Annotated in this window: 14 protein-coding genes; 3 read left to right on the top strand and 11 right to left on the bottom strand. The window is 63.2% G+C overall.

The features are described from left to right. Positions 1-83 precede the first annotated feature (83 nt). Positions 84-527, top strand: coding sequence for a pyridoxamine 5'-phosphate oxidase family protein (locus AC1DLO_RS09365; protein WP_476889926.1), 444 nt, complete (start codon positions 84-86; stop codon positions 525-527). Positions 528-539: 12 nt separating this feature from the next. Here the strand turns inward: AC1DLO_RS09365 and AC1DLO_RS09370 are convergent, their stop codons facing one another. Both AC1DLO_RS09370 and AC1DLO_RS09375 read right to left on the bottom strand, forming a co-directional pair. Beyond that, complete coding sequence (locus AC1DLO_RS09370; protein WP_476889925.1) at positions 540-1,418, bottom strand: universal stress protein; 879 nt, start codon at positions 1,416-1,418, stop codon at positions 540-542. A gap of 47 nt (positions 1,419-1,465) precedes the next feature. Then, a complete protein-coding gene (locus AC1DLO_RS09375) occupies positions 1,466-1,909 on the bottom strand; it encodes a pyridoxamine 5'-phosphate oxidase family protein (RefSeq protein ID WP_476889924.1) in 444 nt (147 codons plus the stop codon). Positions 1,910-2,116: 207 nt separating this feature from the next. Between AC1DLO_RS09375 and AC1DLO_RS09380 the strand changes: the two genes are divergently transcribed. After that, positions 2,117-2,368: an SHOCT domain-containing protein gene (locus tag AC1DLO_RS09380; RefSeq protein WP_476889923.1), complete on the top strand. Its 252-nt coding sequence runs from the start codon at positions 2,117-2,119 to the stop codon at positions 2,366-2,368. Positions 2,369-2,392: 24 nt separating this feature from the next. On the opposite strand, the gene AC1DLO_RS09385 is transcribed toward AC1DLO_RS09380, so the two are convergent. From AC1DLO_RS09385 to AC1DLO_RS09400, 4 genes are all read right to left on the bottom strand, one after another. Further along, positions 2,393-4,828 carry an HAD-IC family P-type ATPase gene (locus AC1DLO_RS09385; RefSeq protein ID WP_476914466.1) on the bottom strand — a complete coding sequence of 812 codons (2,436 nt, stop codon included), beginning with the start codon at positions 4,826-4,828 and terminating at the stop codon, positions 2,393-2,395. Positions 4,829-4,878: 50 nt separating this feature from the next. After that, positions 4,879-5,949 carry a phosphoketolase family protein gene (locus AC1DLO_RS09390; RefSeq protein WP_476889922.1) on the bottom strand — a complete coding sequence of 357 codons (1,071 nt, stop codon included), beginning with the start codon at positions 5,947-5,949 and terminating at the stop codon, positions 4,879-4,881. Next, complete coding sequence (locus AC1DLO_RS09395) at positions 5,835-7,334, bottom strand: phosphoketolase family protein (protein WP_476889921.1); 1,500 nt, start codon at positions 7,332-7,334, stop codon at positions 5,835-5,837. The genes AC1DLO_RS09390 and AC1DLO_RS09395 overlap by 115 nt, the downstream gene beginning before the upstream one ends. Positions 7,335-7,462: 128 nt before the next feature. Beyond that, entirely contained in the window at positions 7,463-8,629 is a 1,167-nt protein-coding gene (locus AC1DLO_RS09400; protein WP_476889920.1) for an acetate/propionate family kinase, read from the bottom strand. 175 nt (positions 8,630-8,804) lie between these two features. Here AC1DLO_RS09400 and AC1DLO_RS09405 point away from each other — a divergent pair, with 175 nt between their 5' ends. Next, positions 8,805-9,728 (top strand): universal stress protein, encoded by a 924-nt coding sequence (locus AC1DLO_RS09405; protein ID WP_476889919.1) that lies wholly within the window; start codon positions 8,805-8,807, stop codon positions 9,726-9,728. A gap of 14 nt (positions 9,729-9,742) precedes the next feature. On the opposite strand, the gene AC1DLO_RS09410 is transcribed toward AC1DLO_RS09405, so the two are convergent. From AC1DLO_RS09410 to AC1DLO_RS09430, 5 genes are all read right to left on the bottom strand, one after another. Beyond that, positions 9,743-11,641: a heavy metal translocating P-type ATPase gene (locus tag AC1DLO_RS09410; protein WP_476889918.1), complete on the bottom strand. Its 1,899-nt coding sequence runs from the start codon at positions 11,639-11,641 to the stop codon at positions 9,743-9,745. Positions 11,642-11,667: 26 nt separating this feature from the next. Then, positions 11,668-12,309 (bottom strand): NADPH-dependent F420 reductase, encoded by a 642-nt coding sequence (locus AC1DLO_RS09415; protein WP_476889917.1) that lies wholly within the window; start codon positions 12,307-12,309, stop codon positions 11,668-11,670. 22 nt (positions 12,310-12,331) lie between these two features. Then, on the bottom strand, positions 12,332-13,399 hold the full coding sequence (locus AC1DLO_RS09420) for a zinc-dependent alcohol dehydrogenase family protein (RefSeq protein WP_476889916.1): 1,068 nt from the start codon (positions 13,397-13,399) through the stop codon (positions 12,332-12,334). A gap of 59 nt (positions 13,400-13,458) precedes the next feature. Then, positions 13,459-13,923 carry a pyridoxamine 5'-phosphate oxidase family protein gene (locus AC1DLO_RS09425; protein WP_476889915.1) on the bottom strand — a complete coding sequence of 155 codons (465 nt, stop codon included), beginning with the start codon at positions 13,921-13,923 and terminating at the stop codon, positions 13,459-13,461. A gap of 64 nt (positions 13,924-13,987) precedes the next feature. Then, positions 13,988-14,458 carry a pyridoxamine 5'-phosphate oxidase family protein gene (locus AC1DLO_RS09430; RefSeq protein WP_476889914.1) on the bottom strand — a complete coding sequence of 157 codons (471 nt, stop codon included), beginning with the start codon at positions 14,456-14,458 and terminating at the stop codon, positions 13,988-13,990. Between the last annotated feature and the right edge of the window lie 147 nt (positions 14,459-14,605).

The following is a 14,605-nucleotide window of genomic DNA, read 5'->3' on the forward strand; positions in this document are numbered from 1 at the left end:
ACGGGTCCAAGGGCCCTATTGGATGACGCCGGCGGCGTGCATGCTGGAATGGCTTGGAATGACGACCATCGAAAGGACCGACCATGTCACCGGACACCGCAAACCCCGTGGAAGTCCTGAACGAGGAAGAATGCTGGAATATCCTTTTGGGTGCGACGTTGGGGCGGTTGGCATTGAGCATCGCCAACGAACCCGAGATCTATCCGATCAACTTCGTCGCCCACGACGGAAAAATCCTCCTCCGCACGAATCCCGGGGAGAAGCTGTTCGCGCTCACGATCAATGACAAAGTTGCGTTGGAGACAGACGGTGTCGGTAGCCAATCCGTCTGGAGCGTCGTGGTTAAGGGCAAGGCACGGCAACTGGAGTCCGGTGCCGAGATTGAAGCCGCCGAAAGGATTCCCCGCCAACAATTGACCTCTACAAAGAAGCGGGTTTTCGTCGAGATTCTCCCGACGTCCATCACCGGGAGGCGCATTCACCGGGGACCGGAAAACGACGAGCTGGCCCCGGGCGACTTGTACTAAGCAATGTCTGTTTCACACGGGCCCTGGGTTGGGCCGACGCACCAGCAGGACCGGGCACATGGCGTGATGCAGGATGGCGTGTGCGGTTGAGCCAATGGTGCCTCGGATGAGTCCCTGTCCTTTGGTTCCGACGACAATGATGGAGGCATCTTTCGCTTCTGCCAGGAGCGAACCGGCAATGGATGTACCGATCGATATCTTCGTTTCGGGATCGAGTTCCGGTGCTGTTTCTCGGACGTATCGCTCAGCAGAGTCAAGAAGAGCTTGCGACTGGGCTTCCACGAGGTTTTGCTTCGAATCGGCCGAGTCTGCGGTAAGGGGTGGACCCCAGTGCTTTTTCTGGACGTGCACCATTCTCAGGGGCGCCCGGGTAAGGGTTGCCAGCGTGCAAGCGTGCCGAAGCGGTGGTTCCCAATCGTCGAAGTCGATACCGACCACGACGGGGCCACCCTCATCTCCGCCGGAACGAATGACGGCAACTGGGCAATCGGCGGTGGCTGCGAGTTCCAAGCTGACGGAGCCGATCAACAGCCCCATGAAACCGCCTACACCCCGGCTCCCGACGACGAGCAATCCGGCCCCGTCAGAAAGGTCCCTGAGGTGTTGGGCGGGCCACCCATAGAACAACGACGTTTTGACGGTCAGTCCAGGAACTTCATCGTGGGCTCGTGCCACGCCCTCTGCCAGAATGTCCTCAGCTGCGCGTCGGAGTCCGCTGCCTGCAACCCCCGGCACCGGACCAAGGTCGTGAGTGAATGCCGGCCACAAAGTGCTGTGAACCACGTGGAGCCGGCATCTGCGCAGCCCGGACTGCCGGGCAGCCCAGCGGACGGCGGTGATCGCCTCGGCGGATCCGTCATATCCAACAATGATTTCTGGGCTGTCTGCCATGGACTACTGACTCGCCTTAGCTAACTCGCGGTTACAAAGATTCGCACTCATCCCAGATGCACGTGGCGTCCGGCGATCCTGTATGGCTGAATCCGGATGAAGAGATTCCGCGCTCCGCCACCCCACGGTTCCGCCATGACCTTTCCCCACAGCCGGGTCAAAAGGTCCCCATCCTCGACACGGGACGAGGGGCCGTTGACCAGCACGGACCAACCTTCGCTCCGGCCAACATGCGAGCCGTCGATTTGGAATGAGGCCTCGGGAGACGGGACGGACTCAGCGATGGAGCCGTCCCCTGCTGTGCGGAAGTAGATGGACTGGCCGTCAACCAGATAATTCACCGGAAACATCATGACTCTGCCATCTTCAACGAAGCCGAAACGGCCGGTTGTGTTTGAGCGCAGGAGATCCCAGCACTGTTCCTGGCTGAGTTCTTCCGTGACGTGTAGTCCGCCGTCAACGCGGCCTGCGTCCATGCTGGGGAGTGACATGTCTGCTCCTATATCACTTAAGACTTTTTCGAGTACCGGCACACAATCGCTGGCCTCAAGACCAACGACTCCCTGAAGCCTATTGAGCAACCAGCACCTGCTGTAGGGCCGAAAGGCCCGGCGTTGGGACTAAATGCCCTGTGGGAGGGGCCAGGAACGAGTGACACTGTTTGAGGTAGTAAGTCCGGGCAGGAAGGAGTTTTGGCCATGATGTATGGATGGGGTGGAAGCATCGGCATCGGCGGCTGGATCGCCATGGGGCTAATGATGTTCCTGTTCTTGGGAGGCATGGTCACGCTGGTGATTCTCCTGCTGCGGGGGAACCACGTGGGCGGACGGGGTTTCTACGGGCCACCGAATGATGATTCCGAGCGTATCCTCAATGAGCGCTTCGCCCGGGGAGAGATCGATGAAACGGAGTTCGCCGCGCGCCGCGCCGCCCTGAGGCGCCGGCAGTGAGCAGGGCTCCGGCGGGGTCCGGGGCTACTTCCGCGCGTTTCGCCTGCTCTGGAACCGGTGAAGGGCTTCGATAGCGAGGATTCCTCCGAGCGCGCTGCCAAGTGCCGTCAGTAGAAGATCGTTCCGGGGCCATTCCAGGCCGAAGAAGTCTTGTAGGAGGGGCGCAGCCAGCACCAAGACCAGGCCCAGGTGCATCGCTCCGATGATGGCCGCGCGTCGCAGGTTGAGCGGGCGCGAGATGGTTGCCAGGATCCACAGACCCGTGAGTGAGAGCGCGAGTACGGAGGCGGTTCGGGTGGCGTTGCTAGTGTGGCCGCCGACAGCCATGGCGTAGACGTTGACGCCAAAGACGGCGGCAGCGACGATGAGCCCTGCGGGTACGGCGAATGAGAGGGAGTGTTTAAGGAACCCGGGGGTGTAGCGGCGGCTATTGGGCATGAGGGCAAGGAAGAATGCCGGGATTCCGATGGTGAGGCCGTCGGTGGCGGAGAGCTGGCGTGGCAGGAAGGGGAATTCCCACAGGAGTGATCCGAAGGTGACGGAGAGGGCGATCGCGTAGGCGGTCTTGCTGAGGAACAGCACCGAAACCCGTTCAATGTTCGCGATGACGCGCCTGCCCTCCGCGACCACGCCGGGGAGCTTGTCGAAGCGCCCGTCCAGGAGGACCAGGCGGGACACGGCCTTGGTGGCAGCCGCGGCCGAGTCCATGGCGATACCGATGTCCGCTTCCTTGAGTGCCAGTGCGTCGTTGACCCCGTCCCCGGTCATCGCGACTGTGTGGCCTCCCCGCTGCAGGGCAAGGATCATGTCTCTTTTCTGCGCTGGGGTGACCCGTCCGAACACCACATTGTTCTCCAGGGCTTCCAGCATCAGGTCCGGATCCTTCGGCAGATCCCTTGCGTCGTACCCGTTTTCCGCGTCCAGTCCGACCTCGCGGGCGACCGCGGCGACGGTGCGGGGATCGTCCCCGGAGATGATCCGCAATTCCACGCCCTCCTCGCGGAAATAGCCAAGGATCCTTGCAGCGTCCGGGCGCACCTTCTCCCGGAAGGTCAGCAGGCAGATCGGGGCGCAGCCGGCCGGCGACCGGGCATCGTCGGTGCCCTGAACCGGGAGCGCTCCAGATGCATGAGCAAGTACCAAGGTGCGCAGACCGGAGGAGGCAAGGCGGGCTGCGGCCCCAAGGACGCGCGCTGTCCCTAAGGTGTCACCGCGAAGGACCATTTCCGGAGCGCCCAGTACCCATGTGCCGGAGACGAATTGGTCCGCGCCGAAGGTCACGGCGCTCCACTTGCGGACAGATGAGAACGCCGCCGTCGAGATTGGGTGAAGGTTCTCATCGGATGGAAATCGCCCGGCGAGGCAGCGAGCGGTGGCATTGGCCTGGGGGTCGGCTCCGAACCAGCCCAGAACCTGCCTCCACCCGGGGTCCGGCGACGCGCTCGTTTCGTGGACGGCGTCGAAGACAATCCGACCTTCGGTGAGCGTGCCCGTCTTGTCCAGGCAGAGCATGTCCACACGGGCGAGGCCTTCGACAGCTGCCAGTTCCTGGATCAGGACGTTCTGGCGGGCCAGCCGTATGCCGCCTACGGCGAAAGCGACACTTGTGAGGAGCACCAGGCCCAGAGGGATCATCGCAATGACGCTAGCGACTGTACCCACGGCACCCGCACTCCAACGTCCCGTGGCGATGGCTTGCTCCCAACCGCCGTTGGCCTGCATTTGCCCGTTGATGACGAGGACCATGACGGGCAATAGCAGCCAGGTGATCCAACGGAGGATCCTGTTGAGGCTGTTGCGGATCTCGGAGTTGACCATGGAGAACCGCTTGGCCTCGGCGGTTAGCTTGCTCGCGAAGGAGTCGGCGCCGACACGGCCTACCCGGGCGCTGCCGTGGCCGGCGACAACACTGGAACCGGAGAGTATTTCAGATCCCGGTTCCTTGCTCACGGGATGTGATTCGCCCGTGAGCAGCGATTCGTCAATTTCCAGGCCGTCGCTATCGATGATGAATGCGTCCGCCGGCACCTGGTCGCCGATGCCCAGCAGGAGGATGTCGTCGCGGACGACGTCCTGAACATCGATGTCCTGCGCGGTGCCTTCGCGGAGCACTCGGGCGGGCGAGGCGTTGAGGATCGCGAGCCGGTCCAATGACTTTTTGGCCCGATATTCCTGAACGACACCGATGAGGATGTTGCCCACGGCAGCTAGTCCGAAGAGCGCATCCTTCCATTGGCCCAGCAGAAGCAGGAGTGCGAAGCTGCAGCCCACAACGGCGTTGAACAGCGTCAGAACGTTTGCCCGGAAGATCTGCCACAGTGTTCTGCTCGGACTACCGGAAACGTTGTTTGTCAGTCCTGCTTCCCTCCGGGCCATGACCTCAGCGCTGGACAACCCGGGTTCGGTGGGGGAGCGTGTCCTGTCAACGCCGCGATGGTTCAGGGCTGGCTGCTGGGTCACATGTTTCTTTCGTTGAGAATAGTTGAGAATAACTGCCTCTTGCGCAGACGTTAGGGACGGGGCGGTGTCCAGGCCCAGTCCCGGATTTCGGGGAGGTCTTCGAAGTGCTCGCGGATGTATTGCGTGTGTGCATCCAGCTGCCTGCGGCAGAAGTCGACGAGTTCATCCGCGCCCGTGACCTGCCGGTGAACGCGTCGCAGTGCTTCGAGGACCAGGTGGTAGCGGCTCATTTTGTTCAGGACCACCATGTCGAAAGGCGTGGTGGTGGTTCCCTGTTCGTTATAGCCGCGGACGTGGAACCGTTCCGGGCGGGGCCTTCCATGCAAGAGCTGGTGCAGGGCCCGGGCGTAGCCGTGCCAGGCCATGATCACTTCTCCGTCGGCTGTGAACAGTTCTTCGAACTTCTGACCGGACAGGCCGTGGGGGTGGGTGTCGCGGGGTGGTAGGACCATGGCATCCATGACGTTCACCACGCGGACCACCAGTGCGGGTAGGTGCTTTTGCAGAAGCCAGGCTGCGGCGAGTGTCTCTTGGGTGGGGATGTCGCCTGCACAGGCCAGGACGACGTCGGGCCTGGCCCCGGCGCCGTGAGGCTCCCCGTTGCCGGCCGGTTCCCCGGCGCCGGCAGGTACCTCGTTGCCAGCCGGTTCCTCATTGCCGGCCCACGACCAGATGGACGCTCCCGCGGCGGCGTGCCGCCGTGCCTCCTCAAGCGTCAGGTACTGCGGGTGCGGTTGTTTGTCCACGACCACCAGGTTCACGTAGTCCTTGCTCCGCAGGATGTGTTCGGCGGTGATAAGGAGGGTGTTGGCGTCCGGAGGTAGGTAGACGCGGGTGACGGTTCCTGACAGGGAGAGCACAGTGTCGATCAGTCCGGGTCCCTGATGGCTGAAGCCGTTGTGGTCGTTGCGCCAGCAGGTGGAGGTCAGGAGGATGTTCAGGCTCGGTACGGGTGCGCGCCATTCAAGTTCCCGTGCGTGTTGGAGCCATTTGGCGTGTTGGATGGTCATCGAGGCGCTGACCATCGCGAAGGCCTCATAGCTGGCAAAGAGTCCATGGCGGCCCGTGAGCAGGTAACCCTCCAGCCAGCCCTGGCACAGATGCTCGGAGAGGACTTCCATGACCCTGCCACCCGCCGAGACGTGGTCTTCAGCCAGCACATGCTCACCGTCCCTGGCAGATTCCAGAAGGCAGCGGTCGGGGCTTGGAAGACAGCCCCGAGCCGGTTGCTATTGGTTTCGTCCGGGCAGAAGAGCCGGAACCGGGGATCGGCGGCCGTGGCGATGTAGATGTCCCGGAGCAGTTCACCTAAGGGCCTGGTGGTCTCATGGGTGATCGATCCTCGGGGCGCCGGCGGCACCGCGTACCGTTCCAAGTCGGGGATTTCCAGGGCAGTGCTGGCCCCGCTCCGGCTCGCGGCTGCGGCGCTCATGCGAAGACTGCCTTCCGGGGCAAGTGCGGCCAGTTCGGGGACGAGCCGGCCCGTGCTGTCGAAGAGGGTTTCCGGCTGGTAGGAGCGCATCCAGGCCTCCAGCTGGGACAGGTGTTCCGGATTCTCGCGAACGTTTGCCAGGGGCACTTGGTGCGAACGAAAGGTTCCTTCGACGGGAAGCCCGTCGACCATGGCCGGCCCGGTCCACCCTTTGGGTGTTCGAAGGATGATGGCGGGCCAGCGTACCGGGCCGTGCACACCATGGCTGAGCGCGTGGGATTGCAGTTCCCGGATGCGATCATAAGACTCATCCATCGCGATGGCCAGGACGGGGTGGACAAGGAACGGATCATCGCCGGAGACGGTCACCGGGTCCCAGCCGTGCGCCTTGAGCAGCGCTCCCACATCCTCGTCGGCTCTCCGGCCCAGCACGGTTGGGCCGGAGATCTTGTGCCCGTTCAGATGCAGTATTGGTAGCACGGCACCGTCCCGGGCGGGGTTGAGGAAGGATGGTGCTTTCCATGATGCTTCCAATGGGCCGGTCTCGGCTTCGCCGTCGCCGATAACGCAGGCGACAATCAGCCCGGGGCTGTCCATCGCGGCGCCTGTGGCGTGCATCAAGGAGTAGCCAAGCTCGCCGCCTTCGTGGATGGATCCGGGCGTGGCTGGGCCGACGTGGCTCGATACCCCGCCCGGCGTGGAAAATTGCCGGACAAGTCGCCGGAGCCCCGGGAGGTCCATCCCCACTTTGGGATAGATCTCCGAATATGTTCCTTCAAGATAGACATTGGCGACGACGGCGGGACCACCGTGGCCGGGACCCGCAACGAAGAGAACATCGGCGGAGGTCCGCCTGATCAAGCGGTTCAAGTGGGCGTAGATCAGTGACAATCCAGGGCTGGTTCCCCAGTGCCCCAGAAGCCGCGGTTTGATGTGGATTGGCAGCAACGGTTCTCGAAGCAGCGGGTTCTCCTGGAGGTAGATCTGGGCAACAGTGAGGTAATTGGCCGCGGACCAATACCGGTTCAGCGGCTCAAAGTCCTCACCGGCAGCTTTATCGGTTGCTGTTTCCATGGGGTAGCCTCTTCCGGGTTCGACGGCGCGCTGAAGGCGCGCGTTGCTGGTGCCTGGGCTGTTTGGTCTTCACAGTGCTGGTTTTCACGGTGCCAGAGACCCGGCGGGGCGGTTAGGGCCATAGGGCCCTAAAGGTTCCGGATCGCTGGATCATTCGAAAGTACGACGGCGGCTGTCGCCTCCGCGATGGCGCGTTCCTCGTCACTGGGGACAACTAGGACGGGAAACCTGGATCCGTCCGAATTGATGGTGCGGATCCCGGAGCCTCCGGCATGGTTCCTGTCCTCGTCGATGCTGATGCCGAGAGGCCCGAGGAGCAACATCACCTGCGATCTGAACTGACCAGAATGCTCACCGATACCGCCGGTAAAGATCAAGGCCCCGGCCCCGCCGACAACCATGTTGTAGGCGGCGATGTATTTGGCCAGCCGGTAGGCGGCCATCTCAGAGGCGAGGAGCGCCCGGGGATCTCCGTGTTGCGCAGCGTCCTGGACGGTGCGCATGTCGGATGATCCGGCCAGGCCCAATAGGCCTGCACGATGGTTGAGGAGATCATCGACCTCATCCGGGCCGAGGCCGCGGCGCTGCAAGAGGGTGACAATCGATGGATCAAGATCACCGGAACGGGTGCCCATGACCAGCCCTTCCAACGGGGTCATGCCCATGGATGTGTCGGCGCTGCGGCCCTTCTTGACGGCCGTCACAGAGGCACCATTGCCAAGATGCGCCACCACTGCGTTGAACGACGTCATCGGGGCTCCGAGGAACGCCGCCGCCTCGCGGCACGCCATCTCGACGGAGATCCCGTGGAAACCGTAGCGCCGAATCCCGTATTTCGTATACAGGTCCTCCGGAACGGCGTAGCGGGAGGCATACTCAGGCATGGTGTGGTGGAACGCTGTGTCGAACACGGCTACCTGTGGTGTATCCGGCCAACGCGCGGCCGCGGCACGCATGCACGCCACACTTGCGGCATTGTGGAGCGGCGCCAACTCGCCCAGTTCCGCGATGGCCTCCATAACGGGCCTGGTGACGCTGACGGGAGAGCTAAAGTGTTCACCGCCATGCACCACCCGGTGGCCAATGGCGTCGGGGCGGGTTCCACCGAAAGAGCGCCGGACAGCCTCGTCGGTCACATCGAATACAGGACTCAGAAAGTCGGGACCCAGACGGCCCTCCTGTGGCCCATCAACGACTCGATCCAGCAGGATACTCGACTTCGTTCCGGGTACGTTGATGTGCCGCAGCTGGTACTTCAAGGAAGAGGAACCCGGATTCAGTACAAGGATCAGCATTCCGAAGCCCTTTCGCGACGACCACACAGCGCAGTGCCACAAAGATGTGTCACCCTTTGAGGACCATAACCCTGCATCCCCGTCATCAGGGAGGGCCTTCCGGCCCTAGCGGGTCGCGCCAGAGGCCAATGACACTGAAGAGATAGCTTCAGCTTCCTGGAAGGCACGAGTGCTCGTGAAGAAACAGATTCTTGTTGGTGTCGACGGCGCATCGGTGGGCAGCACCGCTGCGGACTGGGCGGCGGAACGCGCGCGCGATCTTGGTCTCCAGCTCAATTTGGTGCACGCCGTTCCCGAACCGTGGGCGTTCCCGGAGAAAGGCCTCCACGAGAACGCGATCGCCCAGGCCAAGGACCTGCTGAACAGTGAGTCGGCTCGGATCACCGCGCAGATTCCCGCCGTGGACGTGGTCACGACCCTGAGCGCGGGGGAACCCTCCGAGAGCATGCGCAGGCTCTCCGCGGACGCGGAAATGGTCGTCGTGGGAACCGATCGACGGCCAGACAACCATGGCGAAGGATTTGGATCGGTCAGTTTTCAAATCGCCATCATCAGCCACTGCGCCGTCGCGGTGGTCCCTTCAGCTTCGGCCGGGGCGGGGTCCGGCGTCGTGGTTGGTGTCGATGGCTCCAGCGATTCCAGCCTCGCCCTCGAGTTCGCCGCCAACGAAGCGCAGCGGATGGGTCAGGAACTGGTGGTCGTTCATGCCGGCGGCGAAGACGGACCTGCTCCTTCCCCTAGCTTTGTCCACGGGGTGCCTTTGGAACCTGGGCTTGACGGGCGCCTTCTGTTGTCCGCATCGGTCGGGGGACTGACTGGCCGGTACCCGGCCTTGGCCGTGCGCGAAATCCTGGACCTCCAGCACCCACCGGCTAACGCGCTCCTTGACGCCAGCGCCCATGCGCGGCTTCTGGTCATAGGCTGCAAAGGAAGAAGCGGGGCACGTGTGCTCGTCGGTTCGGTGGCCCACCACGTGCTGCTCAATGTCCAGTGCCCGACGCTGATAACCCGCCCCGCCCAATCCCGCAGGTCCCCGAAGGCGCCTCCGGCGAGCCGGAACAAGACCCGGAGCAGCACCGGCATCTGGCCGGGCTGGTAGACACCGACGTGTCGCTACTGGCGTGCCGGCTGTTCAGGATCAATGACAGCGGAAAGGTTGGGCACTGATGAGTCCACGGAGGGCCCTCGGCCCTGTCCCAATGCCCGAAGTGCATTCATGATCGTAGCGAGGTCCACCAACTCCTGAAGCAGGGCACCAGTCACTGCAGGGATGAAGCCATAGGCTGCCGTTGCCATCAGCCCGACGCTGAGGAGGATGCCTGTCCAGATGCTGGTGCGCGCGATGTGGATGGTGTGCCTGCCGATATCCACGGCGACAGCGACTTTGGACAAGTCATCGAGCATGATCACGACGTCGGCTGACTCACTGGCCGCAGTGGCTCCTTTGGCTCCCATCGCTATCCCGACGTCGGCCGCGGCCAGGACCGGTGCGTCGTTGACTCCGTCACCGACCATCATCACCGGTCGCCGCTGCAACCGCGCGACGGCGGCGACCTTGTCGGCAGGCAGGCAATCGGCCAGGACGTGGGTGATTCCGGCTTCCGCCGCGATGTGCTGGGCTGTCGAGACTGTGTCCCCGGTCAGGAGCATCGTCTCGCGCACGCCGAGGCGTCGCAGCTCACCCAGCGTGCTCACGGCGTTTTCGCGCAAGGGATCCCTCATGATCAATGTTCCGGCGAAGTGCCCGTCCACGCCGACGTAGACCGCCAGCTCTCCGCTAGCCAAGGCTGCCTTTTCGAAGCCAGTGGTAACAGGTCCCACGAAGGTAGCTTTCCCCACCACCACGGTGTATCCGCCGCAAACAGCGGTCACGCCTTGGGTGGCGTGCTCGGTGGCGCGCGTTGCCGGAAGCAGCCGCAGCCCGCGGGATCGTGCGGCAGCGATCACCGAAGATGCCAGCACATGCGAGGAGAACTGCTCAACGGATCCTGCTAGTTGGAGAAGCCGGCTGGGGGACATGCCCGTGGCGGGGCCGGCCGGAATCCGGATGTCGTGCAGGGTAGGACGACCATGTGTCAGTGTGCCAGTCTTGTCAAAGACCGCCGTCTTGACGCGGGCAAGTTGTTCGAGGGTTCCGGAATTCTTGATGATGATCCCCGAATGGGCCGCCCTGCTGGTGCCGGCAAGGAATGCCACGGGCGCGGCGATCAACAGGGGGCACGGTGTCGCGACGACCAACACTTGTGCAAACCGTCCGGGGTCCCGGCTGATGTACCAGGCGATTCCGGCCAACAGGAAGGCCAGGAGCGTGAAGGGAACCGCGTATCTGTCTGCGAGTCTGACTGTGGGTGCGCGGCTTGCCGCAGCCTCTTGGACCAGAGCCACGATCTGGCTGTACTGGGAGTCAGCGGCTGTGGCGCTTGCAACCATGCGGACGGCGTCCTCGCCGTTGACGGTGCCGCTCAGCAGAGCATCGCCTGTGCGGTGTTCGACCGGCAGGCTTTCACCCGTCAGCGATGATTCGTCGAAGGTCCCGGCAGCCGAAAGCAGAAGTCCATCGACGGGAATGATCTCAGAGGGTTTGACCACAAGCGCGTCTCCTGCGCGAATCATCCCCACGGGAACCTCTTCCACCCCTATGCCAGGAGTCTCGCGATGCGCCGTCCGAGGCGCCCGCCCAAGAAGGGCCCTCAACTCTCGGGTGGCGCGGCCCTGGGCAAATTCCTCCAGGGCGTCGCCGCCGGTGAGCATGAGCACGATGATGAGCGAGGCGATGTATTCTCCGACCGCGAGGGTGCTGACGATGGCGGTGACGGCCAGCAGGTCGATGCCCCACCGTCCTCGAAAGAGATCTCGGAGCATGGACACGGCCCGGTACGCCGCCACGGCCAGAGCATAGATACTTGCGGTTCCCTGTGCCGCTGCCGCCTGCCCTGCACCCAGCAGTACCCCAACGCAGGCGCCCATAAGGAGGGTGGCTGCCACTAATGGAAAACGAAGGATCGTGGGCATGGGAGCCGCCGCTCTGGGGTGTCTCCTCAGGGGAGGATCTTCAGGGACGTGTCCCAGTTGAAATGGGAGTGCGCGGGATTGACCTGCAGTCCCATGACCAGGATCATGAAGGCTTCGAGCTCGCGCGCCCGCCGGAGCGGGCCGGCGTCGATGGGCCGCAGCCCGGATGCGGCGACAACGGCACTGACCTGCACCTTTGCGTCTTCGGAGTCGCCGGCGATGAACACGTCCAGCGGTTCGGACGCCACGGCACCTTTTTCCAGGGGTCCCGCGAAGCAAGTGTTGAAGGCCTTGACCAGTTGGGCATCCTCCGGGAGCAGGGCAGCCGCTTCCTCTGCGGCCGAGGTGCCGTAGGGAACGGTCAGTCGGTCAAAGCTTGCCACGTCAACCACGTTGCTGATGTGCACGACGACTTTTCCCGAGAGCTGGGCGGAGTACGAATTGAGGACTTCCAGGGCCTGGGCGTGCAGAACGGCCAGGATCACGATGCCGCCCTCGATGGCAGCCCTATCGCTCGCTGCGGTGGCGCCTGCTCCCAGGAATTCCACCAGGGCCTGGGCCTGGATGGTGTTACGGCCGATGATCTGCACGGATTTCCGGGCATGGATCATGCGGACGCCGATTGCGCGGGCCATGTGCCCGCTGCCGAGGATGGTGATTTCCGGCATTTCAGTGGTTCCTTCTGCTTGACTAGTGGTGGGATTCCCGGCTGAGGATGACCTTCAAGGCGTGTGTTTCCGATGCCCTGGAGAAGGTGTCGTAGGCATCCATGATCTGTCCCAGGGGGAAGTGGTGGGTGGCAAATTTTTCGGCAGGGATCTTGTGCTGGGCCACCAGCCGGAGAAGCATCGGGGTCGTGTTGGTGTTGACGAGACCCATGCTGATGTTGATGTTACGGATCCAGAGGTCCTGAAGGCGTAGTTCAACGGATTTGCCGTGGACCCCGATGTTTGCGACGTTCCCGCCGGGACGCACGAGCCGCACGGCCATGTCGAAAGTTTCCGGGACCCCGACAGCTTCAATGGCAACGTCCACCCCCGTGCCGTCGGTGTGGGACATGACGTCGTTGATCCACCCGGGGTTGTCAGGGTTCACCACCTCGGTTGCGCCGAACTCCCTGGCTCTGGCCAGGCGCGTCTCGTCCGGGTCGATCGCAATGACCGCCGCAGCCCCGTGGAGTCCTGAGGTGAGCATAGCTGCCAGGCCGATGGGACCGGCGCCAACGACGGCGACAGTGTCACCTGGCTTGATGTGACCGGCTTGGACTCCGATTTCGAACGCCGTGGGCAGAATGTCGGAAAGCATGACGGCCTGGTCGTCTGTGACCCCGTGGGGCAGCTTGTACAAGGAGTTGTCCGCGTACGGGACGCGCACGTACTCGGCCTGGGTACCGTCGATGAGGTGGCCGAATATCCATCCCGTTCCGGACTGGCCTTCCTCTCCGGCGCAGTGGGAGTACAGGCCCTTCTTGCAGTTGCTGCAGTGACCGCAGGATTTGATGCAGGAGATCAGGACACGGTCTCCGGTCCTGAGCCCGGTGACCGAGGAACCAATCTCGGTCACCGTTCCTACGCCCTCATGCCCTAGGACACGTCCCTCCTGGACGGCCGGCACGTCGCCTTTGAGGATATGTAGGTCTGTCCCGCAGATTGTTGTGGTGTCGATGCGGACGATGGCATCGGTCGGATGGGCCATACGGGGGTCCGGAACGTCGGTCCACGCCTTTTTCCCCGGTCCGCCATAGACGAGTGCTTTCATGATTGGTCCATTCAAAAGGGCAAGCGGTACCTTCGGCGGCACCAGCGAGCAACGACAACTCAGTGGAAAAGTTCGGAGCGGGCATCCCACACCGGCGTGGTCCAGATGTCAGGCCGGGTGGTCTTGAACCGGCGCCCGGTGATGGCATCCAGGCTCAGACGCAGATAGTGGCTTTTGCTGCCGGGTTGCCAAGGATCCAAGTGCAGGGCATCGGCGGCTGCCTTTTCCTGCGTGTCGACCACGAGGTGGGCCTGGCCGCGCACCACCACGCTCCAGGCCTTTCCTGAGTCAGCATTGAAGCCATCGATTTCCAACGCGCAAGGGTCGCGCATTGAGCTCCAGAATTTCGTGCCGATCCCTGTCCGGAAGACGATGGAGCCGTGGTCCACAATGTAGTTCACGGGGAAGATGTCCGGGTGGTTCTCGACAATCACAGCCAGCCGGCCCACGGTGGATTGGCCGAGCAGCTCAAGGCACTCGTCGGGACTGAGTCTTTCAATCGGGTCTGCTGGTTGAGGGTTCATGAGTTTGACGCTACCGGTGGCCGTCCGCCGTCGTTAGGGGCTTTAGGCCCGACGGGTGGCCTCGTCATTCAAGGCCCGCGCGGGTGGCGTCGTCCAAAGGACTCCACCACGTCAGGGGAGGGGTGACGGTGAAGCGGCGTCCGGTGATCGACGTCGGGATGATGCGGATGAAGTGGTCTTTGCGTCCCGCCTGCCAGGGGAAAAGAAGCAGCCCGACCGTGTCGAGGACCTCCTGGGTGAGCTTGATGGCGGCCGCCTGCCCTTTCACCACCACGCTCCACGCGACCCCGGTATCGGCATTGACTCCGTCGGCCTCCAGCGCCACGGGTGTTTCCCCCAAAGCTGCGTGGAGTTTCGTTCCCTCCGCGGTCCTGAAGACCAGGGTGCCGTGGTCGACCTTGTAGTTGATCGGGAAAATGTCGGGATGGTCTTCCACCCATACGGCGAGGCGCCCCACTGATACGCCGCGCAGGAGTTCCCAGCACTGTTGGGGTTCCAGGACTTCTGCATCTGGTGTTGATGGTTTGTTCGTCATGTCGCCGAGGCTACGCCGGGTTGTGATGGGGGAACAGGGCATAAAGACCCGCGCCTCGCTGGCGTCTGGAGGAACGCAGGGCCCGGTAGTAGTCTGTCATCGAATACGCCACCTGCTATGACATGGCTTTCCTACCCTGCGTGGGCG

This window comes from Arthrobacter sp. 01T419 (assembly GCF_056398865.1).